This window comes from Sulfurovum sp. TSL6 (assembly GCF_019972115.1).
Lineage (GTDB): Bacteria > Campylobacterota > Campylobacteria > Campylobacterales > Sulfurovaceae > Sulfurovum.
Genome location: NZ_BPFJ01000001.1, coordinates 563,153 through 585,677 on the forward strand (window position 1 = coordinate 563,153; position 22,525 = coordinate 585,677).

The 22,525-nt window shown below is 38.5% G+C and carries 26 protein-coding genes; 14 read left to right on the forward strand and 12 right to left on the reverse strand.

Features of this window, described 5'->3' with window-relative positions:
- Positions 1-133 precede the first annotated feature (133 nt).
- Positions 134-901 carry a hypothetical protein gene (locus LDM93_RS02745; RefSeq protein ID WP_223890494.1) on the forward strand — a complete coding sequence of 256 codons (768 nt, stop codon included), beginning with the start codon at positions 134-136 and terminating at the stop codon, positions 899-901.
- On the opposite strand, the gene LDM93_RS02750 is transcribed toward LDM93_RS02745, so the two are convergent.
- Positions 894-2,033, reverse strand: a complete 1,140-nt coding sequence (locus LDM93_RS02750; RefSeq protein ID WP_223890495.1) for a diguanylate cyclase — start codon at positions 2,031-2,033, stop codon at positions 894-896. The genes LDM93_RS02745 and LDM93_RS02750 overlap by 8 nt on opposite strands.
- A 125-nt stretch (positions 2,034-2,158) precedes the next feature.
- Here LDM93_RS02750 and LDM93_RS02755 point away from each other — a divergent pair, with 125 nt between their 5' ends.
- The 4 genes from LDM93_RS02755 (at position 2,159) to LDM93_RS02770 (ending at position 5,258) form a co-directional block, all read left to right on the forward strand.
- On the forward strand, positions 2,159-2,599 hold the full coding sequence (locus tag LDM93_RS02755) for a hypothetical protein (protein ID WP_223890496.1): 441 nt from the start codon (positions 2,159-2,161) through the stop codon (positions 2,597-2,599).
- 739 nt (positions 2,600-3,338) lie between these two features.
- Complete coding sequence (locus LDM93_RS02760; protein WP_223890497.1) at positions 3,339-3,992, forward strand: TetR/AcrR family transcriptional regulator; 654 nt, start codon at positions 3,339-3,341, stop codon at positions 3,990-3,992.
- 29 nt (positions 3,993-4,021) lie between these two features.
- Positions 4,022-4,630 carry a class I SAM-dependent methyltransferase gene (locus LDM93_RS02765; protein ID WP_223890498.1) on the forward strand — a complete coding sequence of 203 codons (609 nt, stop codon included), beginning with the start codon at positions 4,022-4,024 and terminating at the stop codon, positions 4,628-4,630.
- Positions 4,631-4,646: 16 nt separating this feature from the next.
- On the forward strand, positions 4,647-5,258 hold the full coding sequence (locus tag LDM93_RS02770; protein ID WP_223890499.1) for a DUF2238 domain-containing protein: 612 nt from the start codon (positions 4,647-4,649) through the stop codon (positions 5,256-5,258).
- 38 nt (positions 5,259-5,296) lie between these two features.
- Here the strand turns inward: LDM93_RS02770 and LDM93_RS02775 are convergent, their stop codons facing one another.
- The 5 genes from LDM93_RS02775 to LDM93_RS02795 all read right to left on the reverse strand — a co-directional run bounded on the left by LDM93_RS02775 (position 5,297) and on the right by LDM93_RS02795 (position 10,365).
- Positions 5,297-6,808, reverse strand: coding sequence for a cache domain-containing protein (locus tag LDM93_RS02775; RefSeq protein ID WP_223890500.1), 1,512 nt, complete (start codon positions 6,806-6,808; stop codon positions 5,297-5,299).
- Positions 6,809-7,416: 608 nt separating this feature from the next.
- The gene (locus tag LDM93_RS02780) at positions 7,417-7,992 is read right to left on the reverse strand and encodes a DUF3365 domain-containing protein (RefSeq protein WP_223890501.1); all 576 of its coding nucleotides are present in this window, start codon (positions 7,990-7,992) and stop codon (positions 7,417-7,419) included.
- Between the two features lie 38 nt (positions 7,993-8,030).
- On the reverse strand, positions 8,031-8,966 hold the full coding sequence (locus tag LDM93_RS02785) for a methyltransferase domain-containing protein (RefSeq protein WP_223890502.1): 936 nt from the start codon (positions 8,964-8,966) through the stop codon (positions 8,031-8,033).
- Between the two features lie 228 nt (positions 8,967-9,194).
- Positions 9,195-9,488, reverse strand: coding sequence for an EF-hand domain-containing protein (locus LDM93_RS02790; RefSeq protein WP_223890503.1), 294 nt, complete (start codon positions 9,486-9,488; stop codon positions 9,195-9,197).
- A gap of 205 nt (positions 9,489-9,693) precedes the next feature.
- Complete coding sequence (locus LDM93_RS02795) at positions 9,694-10,365, reverse strand: EF-hand domain-containing protein (RefSeq protein ID WP_223890504.1); 672 nt, start codon at positions 10,363-10,365, stop codon at positions 9,694-9,696.
- A 331-nt stretch (positions 10,366-10,696) separates the two neighbouring features.
- Here LDM93_RS02795 and LDM93_RS02800 point away from each other — a divergent pair, with 331 nt between their 5' ends.
- The 4 genes from LDM93_RS02800 (at position 10,697) to LDM93_RS02815 (ending at position 15,173) form a co-directional block, all read left to right on the forward strand.
- Complete coding sequence (locus tag LDM93_RS02800) at positions 10,697-11,929, forward strand: NAD(P)/FAD-dependent oxidoreductase (RefSeq protein ID WP_223890505.1); 1,233 nt, start codon at positions 10,697-10,699, stop codon at positions 11,927-11,929.
- 78 nt (positions 11,930-12,007) lie between these two features.
- On the forward strand, positions 12,008-13,591 hold the full coding sequence (locus LDM93_RS02805; RefSeq protein WP_223890506.1) for a SulP family inorganic anion transporter: 1,584 nt from the start codon (positions 12,008-12,010) through the stop codon (positions 13,589-13,591).
- A 123-nt stretch (positions 13,592-13,714) separates the two neighbouring features.
- Positions 13,715-14,407 carry a rhodanese-like domain-containing protein gene (locus tag LDM93_RS02810; RefSeq protein WP_223890507.1) on the forward strand — a complete coding sequence of 231 codons (693 nt, stop codon included), beginning with the start codon at positions 13,715-13,717 and terminating at the stop codon, positions 14,405-14,407.
- A 79-nt stretch (positions 14,408-14,486) separates the two neighbouring features.
- Positions 14,487-15,173: a rhodanese-like domain-containing protein gene (locus LDM93_RS02815; protein WP_223890508.1), complete on the forward strand. Its 687-nt coding sequence runs from the start codon at positions 14,487-14,489 to the stop codon at positions 15,171-15,173.
- A 102-nt stretch (positions 15,174-15,275) separates the two neighbouring features.
- On the opposite strand, the gene LDM93_RS02820 is transcribed toward LDM93_RS02815, so the two are convergent.
- From LDM93_RS02820 to LDM93_RS02845, 6 genes are all read right to left on the reverse strand, one after another.
- The gene (locus LDM93_RS02820; RefSeq protein WP_223890509.1) at positions 15,276-15,425 is read right to left on the reverse strand and encodes a hypothetical protein; all 150 of its coding nucleotides are present in this window, start codon (positions 15,423-15,425) and stop codon (positions 15,276-15,278) included.
- A 1-nt stretch (position 15,426) separates the two neighbouring features.
- Positions 15,427-15,639, reverse strand: a complete 213-nt coding sequence (locus LDM93_RS02825; protein ID WP_223890510.1) for a hypothetical protein — start codon at positions 15,637-15,639, stop codon at positions 15,427-15,429.
- Positions 15,640-15,655: 16 nt separating this feature from the next.
- On the reverse strand, positions 15,656-16,189 hold the full coding sequence (gene mog, locus LDM93_RS02830; protein ID WP_223890511.1) for a molybdopterin adenylyltransferase: 534 nt from the start codon (positions 16,187-16,189) through the stop codon (positions 15,656-15,658).
- Between the two features lie 77 nt (positions 16,190-16,266).
- Positions 16,267-17,085, reverse strand: coding sequence for an SDR family NAD(P)-dependent oxidoreductase (locus tag LDM93_RS02835; RefSeq protein WP_223890512.1), 819 nt, complete (start codon positions 17,083-17,085; stop codon positions 16,267-16,269).
- 4 nt (positions 17,086-17,089) lie between these two features.
- A complete protein-coding gene (locus LDM93_RS02840; RefSeq protein WP_223890513.1) occupies positions 17,090-17,767 on the reverse strand; it encodes a 3-methyladenine DNA glycosylase in 678 nt (225 codons plus the stop codon).
- Positions 17,768-17,776: 9 nt separating this feature from the next.
- Positions 17,777-18,205 (reverse strand): NUDIX hydrolase, encoded by a 429-nt coding sequence (locus tag LDM93_RS02845; RefSeq protein WP_223890514.1) that lies wholly within the window; start codon positions 18,203-18,205, stop codon positions 17,777-17,779.
- A gap of 256 nt (positions 18,206-18,461) precedes the next feature.
- Here LDM93_RS02845 and LDM93_RS02850 point away from each other — a divergent pair, with 256 nt between their 5' ends.
- From LDM93_RS02850 to LDM93_RS02870, 5 genes are all read left to right on the forward strand, one after another.
- Positions 18,462-18,857 (forward strand): DUF2391 family protein, encoded by a 396-nt coding sequence (locus LDM93_RS02850; protein WP_223890515.1) that lies wholly within the window; start codon positions 18,462-18,464, stop codon positions 18,855-18,857.
- Between the two features lie 100 nt (positions 18,858-18,957).
- Positions 18,958-20,226: an MgtC/SapB family protein gene (locus tag LDM93_RS02855; protein ID WP_223890516.1), complete on the forward strand. Its 1,269-nt coding sequence runs from the start codon at positions 18,958-18,960 to the stop codon at positions 20,224-20,226.
- Entirely contained in the window at positions 20,223-20,414 is a 192-nt protein-coding gene (locus LDM93_RS02860; protein ID WP_223890517.1) for a hypothetical protein, read from the forward strand. The genes LDM93_RS02855 and LDM93_RS02860 overlap by 4 nt, the downstream gene beginning before the upstream one ends.
- On the forward strand, positions 20,411-22,207 hold the full coding sequence (locus LDM93_RS02865; RefSeq protein ID WP_223890519.1) for a sodium:proton antiporter: 1,797 nt from the start codon (positions 20,411-20,413) through the stop codon (positions 22,205-22,207). The genes LDM93_RS02860 and LDM93_RS02865 overlap by 4 nt, the downstream gene beginning before the upstream one ends.
- Positions 22,208-22,276: 69 nt before the next feature.
- On the forward strand, positions 22,277-22,501 hold the full coding sequence (locus LDM93_RS02870; RefSeq protein WP_223890520.1) for a ChaB family protein: 225 nt from the start codon (positions 22,277-22,279) through the stop codon (positions 22,499-22,501).
- Positions 22,502-22,525 lie beyond the last annotated feature (24 nt).

Here is a 22,525-nt window from a genome sequence, read left to right on the forward strand (position 1 = left end):
TTTTAGTTTATGCATAAATACATTAGAGATGAACAGGTCAGTAATACAACGTTTTTTATAAAAAGTATCTAAAGTATTCCAAGTCGCAGTCAATTTTAATCATGATAAACTACGCTTAAAAAGGACCCTCTGTATGCAAGATAAATATGTAGCAGATGTTGGGGACTTTGGAAAGTTCCAGCTTTTTCGTTATCTTTTCAACCATAATGAGAGTCCTATGCATGGAAAAGCACTTGCGCAGATATGGTATATGCATGAAGGTGAGGGTGAAGAGAACAACGATGGACGTCATATCGACTATTTTGAACGGGTTATGGGCAGTGATGTATATCTGGAAGAATCACTACAAAGCCTCATCATGGGAGAGAAACGTAAAGTGACATCACTAGAATCGTTAAAACTTCTTCAAAATGCAAAGTTTTTTTATGAAAAAGTACCTGGCTCTTTAGAAGAGCGTTATCATTGGTTCAAGAGGGCCCTCACATTTTCACACAAAGCGCAAGTCGTTGCTGTGGCACCGGATAATGGCATGGCACTCAAGTGTAATAGGGGAGCACAATGTTTTGATTTTCTTACACTGGAACAGGACTACACACAAAAACACTATCCGCATAAATATATTTTTGCCGAGGAAGTAAGTCATTTTTATCGGTTACCGCATTTGGAAGTGTGTATCGTCTACCAGCATTTGAACCGCTGTTTTGCACATAATGGGCAGATAGAGTCACTCTTAAGTGATTTGAAAAAAGAGTATTTTCATGTGATAGCGATAAAACACAAGCCATACTCACCACGTGCTTTTTTCTTCTTATGCAAATCAGAAGTGATCAAAGAGAGTCTAGCAATGAGACTTGAGAGGTTTGTAAAGGATTTTACTGAATTTTGGGAACTCTTTAGATAGAGTAATTCGGTACATTATTGTCTATTATTGAATTTGGACAATGTAGGTCATCGTTTGAGGATCCAACATAACAAGTTTTATTCCGTCCTTCTTCTTTCGCTTTATAAAGTGCCATATCGGCACGTGAAAAAATATTCTCAAATGCGGTATCTGTTTTTCTATTTTCACTGATACCAATGGAGATTGTCACACGAATATCCTGTCCTTCATACGTCATAAAATCGTTTTCGATCTCTTTACGAATTTGTTCAGCCAGGATATACGCATCTGCACTGCTGACCTGAGATAAAAGTATTCCGAACTCTTCACCACCAATACGGGCAAAAATATCACTTTTGTTTAAGATCCTTTCCAGTGTTTCAACAAAACGCTTCAATAATTGATCACCCGCCTGATGACCATACGTATCATTGACCTTTTTAAAGTGGTCTAGATCAAGCAGCAAAAGAGTTAAACAGAATTCATTTTTCTGTGCAGTTTGGAAATAGCGTTCAGAGATCTCATTGAACATACGTCTATTCATGATCCCTGTTAAATAATCGGTCGATGCCAAGAGACTTAAACTACTGTTTTGCTGCTTTAAACTGTTTTCGTAATCAGTGATCTTATTGGTATAGATAGAAGATAAAAAGCTTCCTATGATAAGACCTAAGATACCAGAGTTTATGGCTACTTGTGAAAGCTGCATGTCAACAAAGAAATTGACGGTGAGTATAACGACTATAGAAGCAAGTGTGAAAAATAAACCACTCATTTTACCACTGATCATATAAGCAACAAAAACCAAAAGATAAAACCAGATCATTCTAAATTCATCCTGCGGTACAAAAATAAGTGAGGAGGTAAAAGTGATCAATGAGATGATCAGTAGGGCATATGCTGTCAGGTTATAATTTGTTTTAGATGATCGTAGAAAAAAGATGAGCATGATCGTCAGGAAACTGTAAACATAATTCACTTTAGAGTGTATAGGTCCTATATCATTAATACTTAGATCACTGAGTAAACCAAAAAGTGCAGAAAAAAAAGCAACAATAATAAAAATAGAATTCAGCATTTTAAATTTAAACTGAAGAAGATTTTCATCATCGGTAAACTTAAATCCACTATGTAAAAAATTGTTTATATTCATATATTTTTCTCTTCCCTTATGAATCATAGCATATTTGATATAAAGTTATCTACCAGTCTAACTCTTTCATCGTTTAGCTATAAACCATTAACCTTATTAGACTATGATATATAAAAGGATATTTAATGCATAAACAAAACTTTATAACACTTACACTTATCATTTCAGGACTGGCTTTAAATCCAGTAATGGCAAATGCTGTACTTACGACAGTTTCACAGAGTCAAAACATAAATGACTCTGTGTCGTCTGGTATTTCTTCTTTATTATATAGTAGGGGGTTAGAGAAAGATGCAGCAGATGAAATCTCTGAAAACTTTGTGAGTGAAGAAGATGAAGAGTTGCTTGCAAGACTGATACAAGATCTTGACAGGGCAAATATTGTAAGTAGAAAAGAAGTTTTGGAGTACTTAAGTACAAAAGCGCTGCATAAACAAAATGTAGATTTTGATTCATATGATCATCTCGTAGGTATGGTTTCAAAGATCAAACAAAAATCTTTAGACAGTAAGACATTAAAACAACTTCAGATTATTGCATCAAGTAATAAACAGTTATTTGTGTAGAGATACACAAATAATGTAGTAAAAGTATGAATAATAACTTACCGGTTAACATAATATAAATTCTATTAAAAAAGTCAATCTCTTCTCTTTTGTGTATTTGTATCTACGTTCAAACCATTTTGAAAAACAAAAAATAGCAAAAAATCCCCCTTTGATAAAAACGGCATAACATTCTATAGTTATTGTCTTGTTGTAAAAAATGAAAAAAATACACAAATCATAATTGAACAAAAAACGTCTTGTTGAAATTTTTAGTTTACTGTGAACGTTTTCAAAACTGATTTGGAATCTATAAAAAACAATTGATTGTTTTTTGTTTGATCTGCATTAAAAACATTTTTGCTGCATAAGTAAAAATCAAATATTGGTTTCAAATGGAGAAAAAATATATCTGTCTATTGTTTTCATGATTTGGTTTTCCTGCATAAGATCAAAAAAGATAAGAAACAGAGAGAATAATTATATTTATTAGTATTAAATTAGACTTTTCGTACATTACCCTATCACATGAAAAACAAACAATGACTTAAATTTAATGTAGAGCCCGTCAGAACGTGTGTATAGTGATATCATGTGAACATTTGTTCATTCGTTATATTCTAATACTCTAAATAAATGAACATATGTTCTTAAAACAAATTTCATAAAATAAAATAAAAGAACAAGTGTTCATAATATTGAAAAAGAGTCACTTGACAAATGAACACTTGTTCACTATAATGTCACTAAAGGAGCAACTATGAACGACCAGAGCGTTAGTTCTTCCCCTACTAAAGGAAGTAAAACTAAAGATAAAATACTCAAAATATCCCTTAAACTCTTTTCAACTAAAGGATATAAGGCAACCACTGTAAGAGATATAGCTGGTGCTATGGATATGAAACAAAGTGCGCTTTATAACCACTTTAAGAATAAAGATGAGATACTTGAGACATTGGTAAGCGAACTTACCTCTTCTGCTATAGTCACTATATTTAACGATAAAGAGGCCTCAGAGCTTCATAAACAAGGAAAGTCTCTGTTAATGTCTATTGCCACCACTTTTAAGCTTATAGGCTTTGATGGACAAAATGAAGCACTTTTAAAGCTGCTGATGCAAGAGATCTATAGAAATGAGAGAATTAGAGAGATCTATAATGAGTATTTCTACCAGGAGAACGTGAAAAAGCTTTCAAGTCTCTTTTTTATGATGATGCAGGATGAGATGATACAGTCCTCAGACCCACTTTTACTGGCAAATGAGTTCTTTTCTCCCCTATTTTTCTACCAAATGCAGGTTTCTTTGTTAAAATTAGATAAAAAATCGACCTCTTCAGTCGTTTCTATGTTTGAAAAGCATGTAGATTTCTTCTGGGATAATATAAAGTTGGAAAAACAAGAGACGCTGTTTTAGGAACATACTAAATAATATTAAGGAATATAATGGAAACAAAAAAAGATCATTTTGCTGAAAAATCAAAATCTTGGGACATGAACAGCAAACGCGTACAAAATGCAAAAGGTATAGCAGAATTAATAGTAAATAATATAAAACTAGATAAATCTATGGAACTGATGGATTTTGGTGCAGGTACCGGGCTTTTAAGCTACTTTGTTGCACCTTATGTAGAGAAAATAGTAGCGGTTGACAATTCACCTTCTATGCTTCGTGAATTTCAAAATAAGTGTGGGCAATTTTCATGCAATACTGAAGTGATAGAGAAAGATTTGAGTATTGATATACTTGAAAGAAAGTTTGATGGCATCATTTCATCTATGACGATTCATCATTTGGAAGATATACCTGCCCTTTTTTCAAAATTTTACACGATGCTTGATGATCACGGGTTTATTGCTATTGCTGATCTGGACAGTGAAGATGGCACTTTCCACAGTGACAATGAAGGGGTATTTCATTACGGTTTTGATCGACATTTACTGGCTGAATATGCGCAAGAGGCAGGATTCAAGGATGTGACCTTCAGTTTAGCCAATAAAATAGCTAAACCTCATGCCGAATTCACCGTTTTTTTAATGACAGCGAAAAAATAATATTAGAGAATATGAAATGAAATATCTTTGGTTAAGTATCTTTATACCTACTTTAATATGGTCTGCAACTTTACCTAAAGATTCATTTACATGGTTTTTAGAAGTATTACCGGTTTTCATAGGTTTATTCATTTTGCTTCTAACTTATAAAAAGTTTCCGTTGACTTCCCTGCTCTATACTCTTATCTTGATCCATATGATCATTTTGATGGTGGGAGGACATTATACGTATGCAGAAGTACCCCTGTTTGACTGGATCAAAGAGACTTTTGATCAAAATCGGAACAATTATGATAAATTAGGTCATTTTGCACAAGGCTTAATTCCTGCCATACTAGCCAGGGAGATATTAATACGAAAAAATATCGTACAAGGTGGAAAAATATGGCTAAACTACATCATTTTAAGTCTTGTTTTGGCATTTTCTGCATTGTATGAACTTATAGAATGGTGGGTGGCTCTTGCTGTCGGTGAAAATGCAGAAGATTTTCTGGGCACTCAAGGGTATATGTGGGATACACAGTCAGATATGGGATATGCACTACTTGGAGCTATCGTGGCACTTATGATGCTTTCAAAAATTCATGATAAACAGTTAAACTTGTTGCAGGACAGCTCGACTACCTGAGTTCGGGTGCACTCAGGCAGTCGGAACTGTGGCAGTGGCTACCTTTTCTCATAAGGGCGATAGGCTAGAATGACCCGCCATTCACGGTTGTGGAGTCTGATACTCTGCCAGATAGCGTTTTTGATAGCCTTTTCGTTGGACTCGGGTGCAAGATAGATGTAGCTTCCTTCACCGGTAGGAGCAGAGACAATCCTTTTGCTCAGTTTCAGTAGGTTTCCGTAGCCCGCATAGATAGGATCGCTGAAGAGCATCCTACCTATCTCATCCTTGTCCTCGTCGTAGATAATCATGCCGTCAGGCTGCATGATCCAGAGTTCATAGTCATCGGGGATGGTGGTTTTTTTAAGCAGGGAGTTGACCAGCAGTTCGGGGCGGATCAACAGATTGATAGAGCCTACAAATGTCTTTTTATTGTCGTAAATTGGACGGGATATGACTACCGCTGTAAAATGTTCGACTGCTGTAAATCCGCTGCTAAGCAGCGGTGCAGGTTTTTTCAGCATGGCCTTGACATGCTCCTGGGAGCTAATGTCCGAATTCTCGAAGTTCTTATATTCTTGTGGCTCTACCTTACGCATCACTCCCTTCGCATCGATAAAAGAGGCTTCGACAATATCGGAGTTTTTATCAAGGAGGGCGTTGAGAAGTCTCCTGACTTCACTCTCTTTTTTGACATCTACCCTACTTTGTTCGATCAATGCCGCCAGTGATTCGTCAATGCGGTTCAAACGGCTTTGCAGATCGGGTACAAAGCGATCGAGCGAAAGTTTCAGCTGTGGCGGTGGTGCTGCCTTTGACCCTTCGATCTTAGCAAGGAACATCCACCACTCCATATTTGGCAACTTCTGATAATATCCGTGGCGAAGACTGTCGAGTTCATACTGCACAGGGCCGCTTTCGCTTTTAAGGGCTTCTGAAACGGCATCATGCAGAGACTCGCTCCCCTGTTTGAGCGCATTCATGAAGATAAAATCACTGTCGTTGTCAAGCATGCTTATCCCTTCGGAGTTCAGGACAAACCAGGTGTACTCATCGGGAAGAGCAAATTCGTGGTTGAGTTTATCATGCAGCTCGTCCAGGAAGATCGAGGCGCCGAGCGCACCAGGTACCTTGCCATCTATTGTGATGGGAGCAGCCATCAGAGCTGATTTCTTCCCGGAGGAGCGGCTGTAGATCGTGAAACCCATGACTGGGTTACCGGCAAACAGCGATTTGAAATAACCCCGGTTGCTCAGATTGAGATTGGTGTAATCGAGTGTTACGGAGTAGTAGTTACCATCGGGCAGAACATAGAAATAGACCCCCGGCGTAACCGCTTTTAGCTGTTTCAGGTAGCGCTTGATCCCTTTCCAGTCGCCATTTTTGGCCTCTGGGGTAGAGGCGATCAGTTCAAGGGATGCTAGCGTATTCATCAACACATTATCGAGATAGTTAGATGCCGCGTTGAGCGTGGTCTTGGGAACTGCTGTCTGCAGGTTTTGGGTAGCTTCTGCTGCCCACGCTGAGCTTGCCAAGATGAAAACAAACATTGCTGAAATGATCTTTTTCATTTTTTTCTCCTTCATTCACATTTGATTTTACGATAACGTACAGCTTTTACGACGTGCATTTTATTAGATAGAGACATAAATTAACGATTTAATGTATACATATTTATTCTATCATATTTTTGAATGACTGGCGTGAAATAATATAATGGTGGTGGCTCTTTCTATTGGTGAAAATGCAGAGGTTTTTCTTGGAATATAGGGATATATGTGAGATACACAGTCAGATATGGGATATACACTATTGGGAGCTATTGTATCGTTTGTACTTCTTATCGCTTACATGATACACAGTTGAACATATGCTGCATAGAGATAAATATACAGATTAATTGGCTACAAGAAGCAATGCACTTCTAACTTAGTAATTATGTAGCATAAAAGTAACAATACATAAGTTGAATAGACCCATTAACATCATAGAGATTACAAATGATTTTTCATGTTTTTTCCAATGACCGATATTCATGACTGTTAATAGTGCTTTTTTCATTTAGACCCTTCTCCCCAGAAACGTAATTAGAAATATAACATGTTGATGTCATATTTATGTCACATAAAGAAAGAAAAGTCTGGGGGGGATAAAGAATAAATCCCTAGTTAGATTTGATTTAACGTTTTTTGATCTCTGAGACGATCACTCCTCTAAATGAACCTAAAGTGTAATCACTGGCATTCTCATCAGGGTATGAATCCTTGATCACTGCCTGTATCTCAGGAGAGATGTTCTCACCGTGACATTTTAGACATGCTGCTTCTACAATCAATGGTTTATAGTAACGTGTGGCCTCTTTAGTGTTCACCTTTGTTATCATCATAGCTGTAGCTGTTTTATTTTTGATCGATTCCTCAATCTTTTTCATAATTTCAACATCTTTTGTATCAGGCTTATTCATACTGTTTCTCGTCCTAAGAGAAGTTCTTCTTACCTTTGCATGGTCAGGAAGCTGTGCATTGACCTCGTCGGTAATAAGCTGTGCTTTTGCTGTACAAAAACCAATGGCACTCAAACCACTTGGATCCGCTTGAAGTTGCTCTTTTAGTTGACTTTTAAGTGTACCGCCAAGCATCTTGATGTATTTGATACCTTCTTGTGTTTCACTGAGTGCATGTGTTGAACTATGGACCTGTGATGCATGTATACCTGCTGTACAGAGTAAAGATGCAATCAATAGTTGTAATTTCATCGAGATACCTTTTGTTTTGGGATATTTTTAAATTCTACTCAAATAATCTTTGTGGCAGTTAAAAAAATGTATTGTTTTCCTGTAAGCGTGACCCTGAACTTCTTCTGCTGCAAATATTTTTTACAGAACATGACATCATTAAAAAGAAGTGACATTTCACTCATAGCATAATTGGGTGCTTTAGCCCCATAGATCATCTCTCCACCTATCCATCTACTGTTTGGAAACCCCAAGATAATGGCAGCATCTCTTTCCAGATAGTTTTGCACCAAAGACATAAAAAAAGGTTTGAAATTGATATTTGGACTTTGGAGTGTACCTATACTGATGAGCAGATCAAATCTTCCAAGGTTTAAACTCGCTAAGTCATTGATGTCGTGTGCGTAAAATGTCACATTTTCTTCAGGAAAACAGCTTTCAGCATAGCTTATAGCAGATTTTGAATGGTCAACACCTGCAAGCTTCATTGTTTTATAAGTGTCTGTATCTAACGTGCTTTTGATGACATTGAATTCATCACCTGTATTGATACCTAGGTTTAAGATCGATCTTCTTTGACATAGCCTGGCATTTTGTAAGGCTTGAGTGTAATAGTAAAGAAATGCTGGTTCTTCCATTTTGTGTATCTGCGAAAAATGGGAGTCTACACCATATTTTTCCTCTTTTGTGCTTGAGGATTCTATATGAAAAGAGCTTTGTGTCTCCAGTTTTTTAAAATGAAGTTTTACAAGAGGATAGGTAGTTTTTTCAGGGGTCATCATTTTACACATTAAAAGTTCTGCCAGGTCTGACCATGATTTGTATCCTCGGTAGATATAGTTTTCTCCTTCTATCTCTACTATTTCACCAGCATACCCTTCTACAAGATCAGGGTCAAGTATTTCAAAGCTGAAGTATTTTCCTGTTGCACATGTGTTTGCCTGTGCACTCAGAGCGATGATGATATCTTGCATAGGCTGGGTAGTAAATGTCAAAAGAGTACTCCGTATTTCTATATAATATTATTTAGTATTATACTGGTATTGGGTTTGTAATGACATATTTTATCATAGATGTTTAATATGAGAGTTTGTATTGCATTTTAAGTGATCATCCATTCCCATATTTTGTGGAAATGGATTAGACAGGGGTTAGTGACAGATTTTATCTGTACTTTTACTCTCTACTGCTCATGATTTCCTTCTAGCTATAGATCTCGATATTTAGCCAAAGGTTATACAAGCTTGCGGATGATGTATCGTTTTATGAAACATAAACTCTTTTTCACTAATGGATCCATCTTTGTTAGTATCGATCGTTGAGAAGGAATGGGTTTCTCCTGCATTTTTCAGCATTTTGCCTTCTGCGGCTCTCTGCTTCATACGTTTAGTACGGGCTTCTTCCAATTCACTTTTAGTGATCTTACCATCACTGTTAAGATCGAATTCGGAGAACCTAGGTTGATCTATTGCCCAAGCACCCGAAGTTAACAGTGCCAAAATGATTAACTTTTTCATGGTTTCCTCCTTTTGTATTGGATTTATTATCTATGATCAGTTAATTGTTTTATTATATAAGTTCTGTGTGCAAAGTATGTGGAACGAAAAAATAAAGGTTTAACGAAGAGGCCAAAACCAGGGCCACAGGCAAATGAACCTTTTAGCCATAGCAATACTCTGCCTTTTGTGCAGTATGAATCTACAACACTATTGGTTTTATCGTTTAAGGGCAATTGCCTCCTGGACAATTTCCTTTGTTTTGCATTCTCTGGGTTTGGTGTATACGGAATTCCTCTTTACTTATGGTTCCGTCATTGTTAGTATCAATATCTGCAAATGTAGGGGCATTCCCGGAATTTTTTCCAAGTCCTGTACCTTTCCCCATACCTTTTCTAGGACAATTACCTACACAGATACCTTTGTTTTTCATTTTCATCTGCTCTTTTTGATGTATACGGAATTCATTTTTATCGATGATCCCATCATGGTTGATATCCATTGTGGCAAAAGCAGGAGCCTTTGCTGCATTTCTTAGCATTTTGCCCTCTTTAGCCTTATTACTCATACGTTTTGCCCGTGCTTCTTCCAATTCACTTTGGGTGATCTTTCCGTCATTATTGAGATCATACTGCTCAAACATAGGCATCTGCTTCATACAGTTTTTTCCACCAGCCATCATGCCTTTTCCCATGCCCATGCCATTTGTCTGCATATATTTTTGTCGTTCTTCCATACTCATACTCTGCATACGTTTTTGCATCTCTTCACGAAATGCAGGACGATCATCTGCAGGAACACTTCCTCGCATCTTCATCATCTCTTCTGTACTCATATGGGCAAAATCAGTAGCCCATGCCGCAGAAGCTAACAGTCCTATTATGATCAATCTTTTCATTGTTTATTCCTCTAATTTATTGAATTCATTTCTTTAGCAAGAAGTGTTATAGTATACTACTTTTTATATGTGTAATGTATGTGGAACTTGATGAGGGGTACAAAATAGTTGTAGTTTAATAATAGATATATTTTGAAGAAAATATCCTTTCTAAATACACTAAAAAATTAAAAAAGATTAGAAGACAAATTTGACGATTACGTACATAACGACTACTAATTCTTATTTAGAAAGGATTTTGTAGTATATCTATCTATTGTAAATTAAATGTAAAATATTTAACTTTTTGATATTATTTCAATACTAATTATTTTTACAGAAGGGATCTTTAGTGTCAAGATATGATCTCATAGTAGTGGGTTCGGGAGCAGCGGGTATGATGGCTGCCATTACTGCTGCTCGTACAGGAAAGTCTGTACTTCTTTTAGAAAAACTCTCCAAGATAGGTTCAAAACTTAAAGCCACAGGTGGTGGACGCTGTAACTTGACCAATACACTTTCAAATGAAGACTTTATGGCTCGTTTTGGCCGTGACGGACGTTTTATGACGCCGGCATTGGAAACCTTAGACCATAAAGCACTTATGGATTTTTTTGAAGAGATCGGTGTAGAGAGCCATGCTCCGGATGGCTACCGGGTTTTTCCCATTACACACAGTTCGTCAACCATTATCAATGCCATGGAACAAGAGATGCATAATCTCGGTGTCATAGTAAAATGTTCTCAAAAAGTTGAAACGTTAGACCATGATGGTGTAAAAGTTACGGGGGTACATACGCAAACCGACACATTTCAAAGTGATGCCGTAGTCATCGCTACTGGAGGGTTGGGTTACCCTGTACTGGGTGCAGAGGGTGACGGATACCCTATAGCAGAGTCTGTAGGGCACAAGGTAACAGATCTCTACCCTGCTATGATGCCGCTTAAAACCAAGGAGACCTGGGTTGGTAACTGCAGGGCAGATACCATTGCAAAGGTTGATATGCACGTTGATATGAAAAAATATAAAAAACTCTCTGCCAAAGGAGATCTTATCTTCACCAAAGGCGGTATACGTGGTCCGGTGGTCTTAGATTTTTCCAGGGAGATCACCCCGCTTTTGAGTAAATTTGATGAAGTACCCATTCTCGCAAACTTTACCAAAGGCATGAATGAAGAGCAGATACGTCAACACTTTAAAGAGGAATTGGCAAAAGATCCTCACCGTAATACATTAGAATTACTACAGACTCTGCTTCCCAAGTCTGTAAGTAGGGAACTCTGTAAACTTGCCGAAGTTGACCCTACTCTCTCTTTGGGTAAGCAAGTAGGGTCAGCACGAGACAAACTCATCAAACTTCTGGTATGGACACCGCTTACGATCAACGGACATGACGGCTTTAAAATGGCTATGATCACACGCGGAGGCATACATCTCAAAGAGATAGATCCCTACACCATGCAAAGTAAGAAACTCAAGAGGCTTTACTTCTGCGGAGAGATCATGAACCTGGATGGACCTTGCGGCGGGTATAACTTGCAGTGGTCTTTTGCCAGCGGATATTTAGCAGGCAAATTAAGATAACCACTGTGCTGAATAGAAGAAGTCACTTGTAAAACTATTATGGTAAAATTCCGACCATAAACAAAGTAAGGAATTGATGTGTTTAACATTCAAAACTATTCAAAACAAAACATTAAAAATGACATTCTATCGGGTGCATTGGTCGCTGTTGCCCTTGTACCTGAAGCGATTGCCTTTTCATTTATCGCAGGGGTTTCGCCGGTTGTAGGACTCTACGGTGCCTTTATTATCGGGCTTATTACAGCACTTCTTGGAGGTAAACCGGGAATGATCTCCGGTGCTACAGGGTCTGTTGCAGTGGTATTTGTAAGTCTTGGTCTTTCTGTCAAGTCTATGTATCCTGAGCTTGGTACCGAAGCATTAAGCATGATGGTACTGCACTATATCTTACTGACCTCCATTATAGCAGGACTCATACAGGTAGCGATCGGAGTGCTGAAGATGGGTAAGTTTATCCGTCTTGTGCCTCAACCTGCCCTCTTTGGTTTTGTGAATGGTCTTGCTATTGTGATAGCAATGGCACAGCTTCCTTTCTTGGCACCTAAAAATATGGAACAATACAGTGGCTGGATGGAGATCATCTCTGAGAGTTTTACAGAAAACTATGTGATGTATGTAATTGTAGCTATTACCATGGCTACGATGCATTTTTTACCCAAGTACAGTAAAGCTGTTCCTGCAGGGCTTGTAGCCATTGTAGTACTTACACTGCTAACCTATTTCATGCACATTGATACCAAAGTGGTCGGTGACATGGCAGATCTTTCAAATGTTTCTTTGCCATCGTTTGTGATGCCTCTAGCTGAACTCTTTAATTGGGCATCCATGGCAATTATTTTACCCACAGCACTTATCGTAGCGCTCGTCGGGCTTATAGAGTCATTGCTTACACTTTCTGTACTGGATGAGATGGGTGGTGAACGTGGTTCCGGGAATAAAGAGTGTATCGCCCTTGGTATCGGGAACTCCACTTCGGGATTCTTTGGCGGTATGGCAGGATGTGCGATGATCGGTCAATCTGTGATCAACTTTACTTCGGGTGGTTTGGGTCGTCTTTCCTCCTTTACCGCAGCGGTGCTGCTTATCATCCTTGTGGTGAGTTTTTCCGATGTCATAGCGGTCATTCCTATAGCAGTACTCGTAGGTATCATGTTCATGGTGAGTATCGGTACTTTTGAATTCTCTTCCCTTAAACGTATCAAACATATGCCTCGATCAGATGCATTTGTATTGGTCGTAGTAACCATCATCACGGTACTTGAAGACCTTGCAGTGGCAGTGATAGCCGGTATCATCATCTCTGCACTGGTATTTGCATGGGAACATGCAAAGATATTTTCACGTACTTCTACCGATGATGAAGGCAGAAAGATCTACACACTTGAGGGACCTCTCTTCTTCGCGTCTGTGACTTCATTTAATGAGCAGTTTGATATAGAGAATGACCCGGATGCTGTTGTCATAGACTTTAAGAATGCCAGAGTCATGGACAGTTCTGGTGCAGAAGCCATAGACAGCATTACAGATAAATATAAACAAGCCGGAAAAAAACTAACACTTAGACACCTTTCCAAAGACTGTAAAAGCATGTTAAAAACAGCAGGACCTTTCTGCACCTATGAAGAAGATGATCCTACGTATAAAGTTGCAGCCAATATATAAATCTTACTATACGCCAAAATTTTCCAATAGATAGAAAACGCTGGCGTCTCTTTTCTTTCGTTACACAGTTTTTCCATACTCTATATACTAGTATAGAGTTAGAAGAACTTTAAGAGGTGAAGTATGTTTTATAAATATTATATGACTGTATTACTGTTTAGTTCCCTTCTCTTGGCACAAAAGATCGGCTTCGAATATGAAGGTATACCTGTAGAAACTATAGATGCAAAAGGTAATAGTGTTTATACCATAGTAAAACGGGATATACCAAATGTGTGTGAAAATATACCTGTTACCAATTTGATGCTATGGACAGGAAATTATGCCCATTCCAAAGTACCTGAAGCATGTAAGTCTACTTTTGTACATACTCTAGGCGGTCATATATACCCAATGTCTATCGATGAGGATATCACTACCTATGGTGAACTGGAAGTTTTGGCCTTCATCAAACAGATGCAAACAGATGATTCCATGATACTTATAGACGTATGCAGAGAAGAGTTCTATACGTACCGTACCATACCTGGAGCTGTCAATATGCCTTTTAACCATTTTAAAGAACGTACAAGTTTTGTGTTTGAGTTTGAACAGCATATGAAGGATCTTGGAGTTTCTATTGATGAAGAAGATGATAGTTTGGACTTTACACACGCTAAAACAATTACCCTGTTCTGTAATGGACCCTGGTGCAGTCTATCTGTAACGGCGATTTTGGCTTTACTTGACATAGGATATCCTGCTGAGAAGATTAACTGGTACCGTGGAGGTATGCAGGAATGGCTGGCCGCAGGTCTGACTTCTACAAGAAAATGATTTAAAAAAGTCTACTTTTACATTTTACTACACACATATTCTACACACAAATGGTATGGTCATGTACAAAGGATGCAATATGTTTTATAAAATGACAATGATCTCATTACTTTTAACTTCTTTGACAGCGTTTGCAAGGACTGGGTTTGAATATGAGGGAATACCCGTAAAAACAGTAGATACAAAGGGTAAGATAAAACAGATTGTTGTAAAACGTGATATTCCAGAAGAGTGTTTAAAAATACCTATCAATAATATGATGGTATGGAGCGAAAACTATGCTAGTGCAAAAGTACCTGAAATATGTAAGTCAACCTATGTACATACCACAGGTAAGCTTCTTCCTATGAAGCTTCATGAAGATATCGATACCTATGGAGAACTTGAAGTTTTAGCCTTCATCAAACAGATGCAAACAGATGATTCTATGATGCTTATAGATGGCCGTAAAGAGGAATGGTATGCCTATCGTACGATTCCCGGTGCCGTGAATATACCTTTTCATCATCTCAAAGAACGAAAAAGTTTTGAATTCGAATTTGAACATGAAATAGAGACATTGGGTGTAAAGATAAATGAAGATGATACATTTGATTTCTCACAAGTAAAAACCATTGTCGTTTTTTGTAATGGTCCATGGTGTAGTCAATCAGTAGCCATGATAGAAGCATTACTGGAGATCGGCTACCCTGCAGAGAAGATCAGCTGGTATCGTGGAGGTATGCAGACCTGGTTGGCTGCGGGGATGACGTGTTCAAGAAAATAACGGTCTATTTGGCAAATACTCTTTTAGATATTTGATGTAAAGGAGCGTAGAAACGTTTACTGAAAATGTGAGATGCCACCAAGAAATATCTAGTACAGGGAGTTAAAGAAAGAACATCCCTACCATAAGAAGTATAAAGGGTACAAACGCCAGAAGATATATCTTCTTTTGTGTTTTTGCTGCTTTGTACGCACCCCAAAAGAACAAGATGACACTTACAGTAAAAATCGTTAAGATCACTGCATTGCTCATCTTACTTCTTTCCCAACTCTTCTTTCCCTAATTTATCAACCATCTTGATACTGTCTAAAGCATTATTGAGTATCTTTTTAGTTGAAGTAAGCGGTTTCATATGAAGATTGGTTTGCTTCTTATCAAGACTTTCATCCATCAGAACAGTCATAACTTCTGCTTCAAGCTCTTTGATGATCTCATTTATTTTATTTTCTATAAATTCTATATTCATATTATTTAGTATATTCCTATTTTGCTTTAGGTCTAAAGATTTTTATAACTTCTTCATTCGCTTCCATAAAAGACCCACCTATTAAGTCTATACAGTATGGAACGGCAGGAAATACAGCATCCAAACATTCACGAATAGATTTTGGTTTTCCTGGCAGATTGATGATCAGTGAACCGTTGCAGATACCTGCTGTCTGACGTGAAAGTATGGCAGTTGGTACATACTGCAAACTCACTGCTCTCATTTGTTCTCCAAAACCCGGAAGAAGCTTTTGGCACACATTTTCTGTTGCTTCAGTCGTTACATCTCTGGGTGCTGGACCCGTACCTCCAGTGGTAACTATAAGGTCACATTTTTCATCACGTGAAAGCTTTATCAGTGTTGTTTCAATCAGGCTCTGTTCATCCGGGATACATCTGTACTCGTATTCACATTCATTGCGCAGGTACTCTTTCATAGTATCCATGATGGCTACACCTGAGATATCTTCATAGATACCCTGTGAAGCTCTATCACTTGTGGTGACAACACCTATTTTTATCTTATCCATATACTATCCTCATTATTTTTTACTGCAGATTATAGCAAAAATCTATTCAAGTCAATTTAGTGTTCTGACACTTCCTACTACTCAATTTTCATTAAGAGCTTGTCCAGACATGAGGTACTTAAAAGTCGTTTTAAATATCCCAGAAGGTATGTCGCTTTCGTAATATAATAACGGGGTTTTGGCTGATCAGCCAATATAATTTTATGGACAACGGCTGCAACAGCATCTGCACCCTCTTTGAACGGTACTTTCTTTTGTGTTCTCTCTTTGAGACTGCGAAGGTATTTCTCTTTAAAGATGGAATGTTCTATATCAACATTCTCTTCAAGTTTTTCTACGGCTGTTTGTCTAAAATTACTTATGATGGGTCCGGTATTGAGAAGTACAGGATAAATGTCCGTATCTTTAAGTTCCAATCTAAGCGTATCTGTCAGCCCTTCTATGGCATATTTGCTTGCATTGTAGGCACCTCGCCCAAAAAGAGAGATAATACCCAGTACAGAACTGTGCTGAATGATCTTCCCCTGTCCCTGCTCTCTCATAACAGGTATGATCTGTCTTGTACATTCATGTAGTCCAAATACATTGGTTTCAAACTGTTCACGCAGGATAGGTGTGCTAATGTCTTCCACCGCACCAGGCTGTCCGTAGCCAGCGTTGTTGAACCATACATCTATATGTCCGTCAAGTGCTAAGACATTCTCTATCACCATTGTGATCATCTCTGGTTTGGTCACATCCAGCAGCATGGCATGTTCAAACCCCAGATCTTTTAGCATCTCTACATCTTTTGGGTCTCTTGCAGTAGGATAGACTTTAATAAATTTATCTTTAAGATACTTTGCAGTTTCAAGTCCAATGCCTGTACTGCATCCTGTGATGATGATATTGGTCACTATTTTATCCTTCTATATACTTTTTGAGTATTTCCGTATTGACATTTTTACCTCGTATGTGCTCTTTGGCAAACTCTACGATCATTCCGTGAAAACGTGCATAAAGCGTATGAAGTGTTATTTCTGTATCATACATTTGGGGTATTTTATCAAAGTTTACTACGATCCCTTCTTGCATCCATTCCTGTATCTGCATATAGCTCTCAAAACTGTAGCCGAATGCCTCAAGTAGTCTTGCTGTATAACTATCGACCACCAAGACTTCACGTCCGCAACCATAACAAAGGATGGAATCCGCACTCTCCATCCCTATCCCTTTTTGTGCAAGCAGCCACTTCCGGGTGACTTCATTTTGAAATCTTTCAAAGGTATGGAACTCATTGAGTATCTGTTGACAAAGCACCTGAAGCCTCTTTGCTTTGGTATTGTAAAAACCACTGGGTTTGATGCATGTAGCGATCTCTCCCACATCAGCCCTGCTTAGCGCCTCCAGTGATAACAGTCCATGCTCTTTTAAATTTACCAGTGACGCTTCTACTTTCTCCCATTTTGTCTGCTGTGTCAGGATCGCACCGATGATGACTTCAAATGTGCCACTGTGAGGCCACCAGAGTGGATCTCTAGTTGTTTTGAGGTAGCCCATATTTTTAAGTGCACACCAAAGATCGTAACTACTTTGCAAAGAAAGCCTTTACTTGTCTGTAGAGTATTGCGACAGATACTCTTTCAGGATATCGCTATGGTCAAAGACCAACTGATCCATCGGTATCTCTTCCAGTGCGTAGAGCTTTGCCTCCTTCGCATCATCTCCGCCTTGGGGTTGACCTTTGGCTTTTGCTATAAAAACAACACTTGCTGTATGAAATCTGGGATCACGCTTAGGGTCAGAATAGACACCCAGCAGTTTGCTGATCTCTACTTCCAAGTTCGTCTCTTCCTGCATCTCCCGTATTAGAGCATCTTCTACACGTTCCCCCACATCCACAAATCCACCAGGAAGTGCCAAGCCTTTAGGATCATTCTTGCGCTCGATGAGTACGATACCCTTAAAGGTATCTCCCTCATATAACTCTATAATACCATCCGTAGTAAGATAAGGTGTCCGGGGTGTAAAAGGCATGGAGGGTCTCCTTTGTATGTATAGAGGTCAAAACTTTATAAAGCACTATTCTCTTCCATACGGTATGTGGGAATGTATAGAACAATTTTAACTAAAAGTATCTATAAATTCACTATTCTCCTGTACAGAAAAAAGATGAAGTCAGGCAATACTCTATAGTTTTACCGTTGGTTTGTCTTCTTTGCCAACAAACTCAGTGGGGACTTGAAATTATGTTATAATTTATTGATCTTTTAGTAAAGCAAGGTAGGTGAAAATGAGACTACGTATCAACACTGAAGACATCATTCAAATAGCCATAGGTGCATTTGCTCTTGCAGTTCCGATCTCTTTTACAGAAGAGGCATGGAAAATGAGTATCACTTTACCCTTTTATAATCTCTTATTGGTTTTTGTACTCTCTGTGACCTTTTTAGGCATTTATGCCTACTATAGTGTCTTCCAAAAGCAGGTATCAAAACGCTACGATATATTCATATTACGTATTTTTATTGCTTATTTCATCTCTGCTTTGGTAGTGGCTTTAGTATTACTGGCTTTAAATAAGTTACCTATTATAGACGAACCTATTATCGCTTTAAAAAGATTGATATTGATTGCCATGCCTGCATCAATGGGGGCCATTGTGGTAGACAGCTTCAACAAAGAATGATCTGAAATAGCCAGTATGCTATAATGGTTATAGTTTGATGATGTAATGAAGGGGCATTGTAGTGTAGATGAATTAAGTCTAAGAAAGGTCAAAAGCAAATATGGAACTAGATCTCAACATAGCAAAATCCATACTTCTTAGCGTACTCCTAGGCTTCTCAATTGGTCTGCAAAGAGAAATAAGTTTCGCTCTTAGAGAAGAAAATATTACATTTACCGGAGCAAGAAGCTTTGCTATCATCTCTTTGCTTGGGGTGTTAGCTGCATATTTCAAAGCAAACTTTATTTGGATCACTATAGTGATCACTTTCATATTCGGTGCACTGCTTATCAGTTCTTTTATCATTCGTGTACTGCGTCATGAAAAGAGTGGTAGTACTACAGAATTTGCAGCTATAGCTGCATTTTTGATCGGTATGATCGTTTATGATGGGTTATACTTATTTGCTACATTTACCACAGTTATAGTTATCTTTATTTTGGATATACGTAGTAATATATTACAGCTTGCAGATAAGACCACAAATAAAGATCTGCATTCTATGGTGTTATTTTTGTTGATTACTTTTATTATCCTCCCTATTTTACCTAACCATACAATTGATCCCTATCAGATTATAAATCCGTATTTTATCTGGATGATGGTTGTCCTTATATCCGGTCTTTCTTTCGCTGGTTATATAGCAGCCCGTCTCATAGGTGTTTCCAGAGGTATTATGGTAGCTGGTTTTTTTGGAGGATTTTTATCTTCAACCGCTACAACGATCACTTTTTCAAAAAAGGTTGATGAACAAAATAAGACAACCCGTCATTTAGCTTCAGCTATTGCACTTGCCTGTACAACCATGTATATCAGAATCATTATCGTATCGGCATTCATAGATATAGGTATTGCCTTGAAACTTCTTCCAGCTTATCTTTTGGCTACGATTACTGGATATATGTGTGTTTACTATTTGTACAAACATTCAGAGAAATGCTCAATAGATGTAGATTTTATGTATCAAAACCCTCTGGATCTGAAAGAGGCATTGAAATTTGGTTTACTGTTTGGTATCGTATTTGGTGTTACGACATTGCTTAAGGATTGGACTGGAGCTCTAGGAGTCTATATCTCTTCATTGCTATCAGGAGTCAGTGATGTTGATGCGATCACCCTTTCACTTAGTACACTTTATAGAGAAGGAAACCTTATGTTGTATACTGCACTTATTGGAATCGTTATAGCAACATTCTCTAACTCTTTGACGAAACTTGCTATCGCATATACAACTGGGAATAAAGTATTGGGGAACTATTTGTCCATTGCCCTTGGTATCCCTTTGACAACGATTATTATTGTGCTGAGTATTCAGGAGCTTCTATTATGAAAAAAAAGAGCGAGATGTTTGATTTTTCAATACTGCCATTGCGGGCAACGATTGTAATGACATCTAATGTGTTGCTTCTTGCACTCTTATTTCCATTGGTCACCTTAGCAAAGGTAACCAGTGTCATCATTCTTTTTGTACTTGCTTTGGGTTTTAAGAGATTTCAGGGATCGGTACTTTCAATATGACAGAATATATACTACTTACTTTTGCACTTGTCAGTTTTTTTGGTATCTTGAGTCAGTGGCTCTCCTGGTACATTAAACTGCCATCGATCATTTTTCTGCTTCTGTTTGGCATAGTGGCCGGACCAGTGACAGGACTGTTTGATCCGGATGCACTGATGGATGAGCTTCTTTTCCCTTTTGTCTCCATGGGTGTTGCTATTATCCTCTTTGAAGGGGGATTAACGCTTCGATTTCATGAGATCAAAGGTTTGACCAAACCACTCTATATCCTTCTTACACTCGGTTTGGGATTGACATGGATGATAGTTGCTGTCTCAACACATCTATTGATTGGATTGTCCTGGGAACTTTCCATACTTTTCGGTGCACTGATGACTGTAACCGGACCAACGGTCATTAAGCCATTACTGAAAACAGTACGTCCTCATACTGATATTGCAAACATCCTCCATTGGGAAGGAATCATATTGGATGTCGCAGGGGCTATACTTATAGTCCTTGTCTATAAAACCATTACCCTGCAGCACCTTGGAGGAATGATCCCTCTTTCTCTGGCTTCCATCGTTGCCACAGGAATCATAAGTGGTGCAGCGGGTGCTTTCTTTCTTGCATTTTTATTGCGTCGATACTTTCTCCCCCATTATTTGCACCATGTGTTTAGTTTGACACTGGTATTGGTCATATTTGCACTCTCAAATGCCATCGCTCATGAGTCAGGGTTGCTGGCAGTGACTCTTATGGGTATGATGCTGGCAAATATGAAAAGTATAAATACAGAGGATATACTCTTCTTTAAAGAGAGTTTGAGCCTGTTGCTGATCTCTATACTTTTTATCATCCTCTCGGCTCGTCTGGACCTTTCAGCTCTGTTTGACATAGGCTGGTCTGCACTGGGGCTATTGGGCATTATCCTCTTTATTGCGCGTCCCCTTTCTGTGATGTCATCAACACTCTTTTCAGACCTCACATTGCGTGCCCGGATCTTTTTGAGCTGGATCGCTCCGCGCGGTATCATCGCTGCTGCCATTTCGGCACTCTTTGCTATACGTCTGGAGGAGTTTGGGTACACGGAGGCTGGGCTTCTTGTACCTCTTACATTTATGGTCATTATCGGTACTATTCTGATACAGGGCTTGAGTGCAAGTTCATTAGCCAAATGGCTTGATCTTAGAGAAGCCGAGACCACCGGTATGCTTATCCTTGGTGCCAATCGTGTCTCTCGTGAAATCGCCAAGTCACTGAAACAACAAGGTTTTACAGTCAGATTGGCTGATACGGATTGGGAAAACATTCATAAGGCCAGAATGGAGGGACTTGATACGTATTATGGACGAGCCGTCTCTGATCATGCAGACCGACACATGGAACTGACCGGTATAGGAAGACTGTTAGCTATCAGCCCTCATGCTACATTAAATGCTCTGGCATCTACACGTTTCAAATCTGAGTTTGGTTCCGAAAATATCTATTATCTTCAGAACACTGAGGGGAAGAAGCTCGAAAAGAGCAAGGCGTCACACTCTACTATCGTTGGCCGTCAACTATTCACTGATGATATGACATTTTCAAAACTATCCTCCCTGATGCATGGTCCTGGAGAGATCAAGACAACGACCTTGTCAGAGAAGTTCACTATGGAAGCCTATAAAGAGGCACATAACAATAAGGTAATACCGTTATACTTAATAGATACAGATGGCAAATTGTATTTTTTTACCATAGATGATGAACTGAAGCCAAAAGAAGGATGGAGGATCACAAGTTTGATATATGAGAATAAGGAGATACAATGAATCACTTGACCCATACCGGAACGATGCTCTTCATACGTTTCGGTTTTATGTTGATCGAAAGGAGAAGTAATGCCTTATGACACACTGGATGAACTTCCTGACTCAGTAAAAGAGAACCTCCCAAATCATGCACAGGTCATCTATAAAGAAGCTTTTAACAGTGCATGGGATAGCTATGCAGACCCTGAAGAGAGGCACGGTGATGCCAGCCGAGAAGAAACAGCGCACAAAGTAGCCTGGGCAGCAGTAAAGCACAGTTATGAAAAAAAAGACGGAAAGTGGATAGAAAAGTAGCGTATTCTATAGGATAGTTTGTGA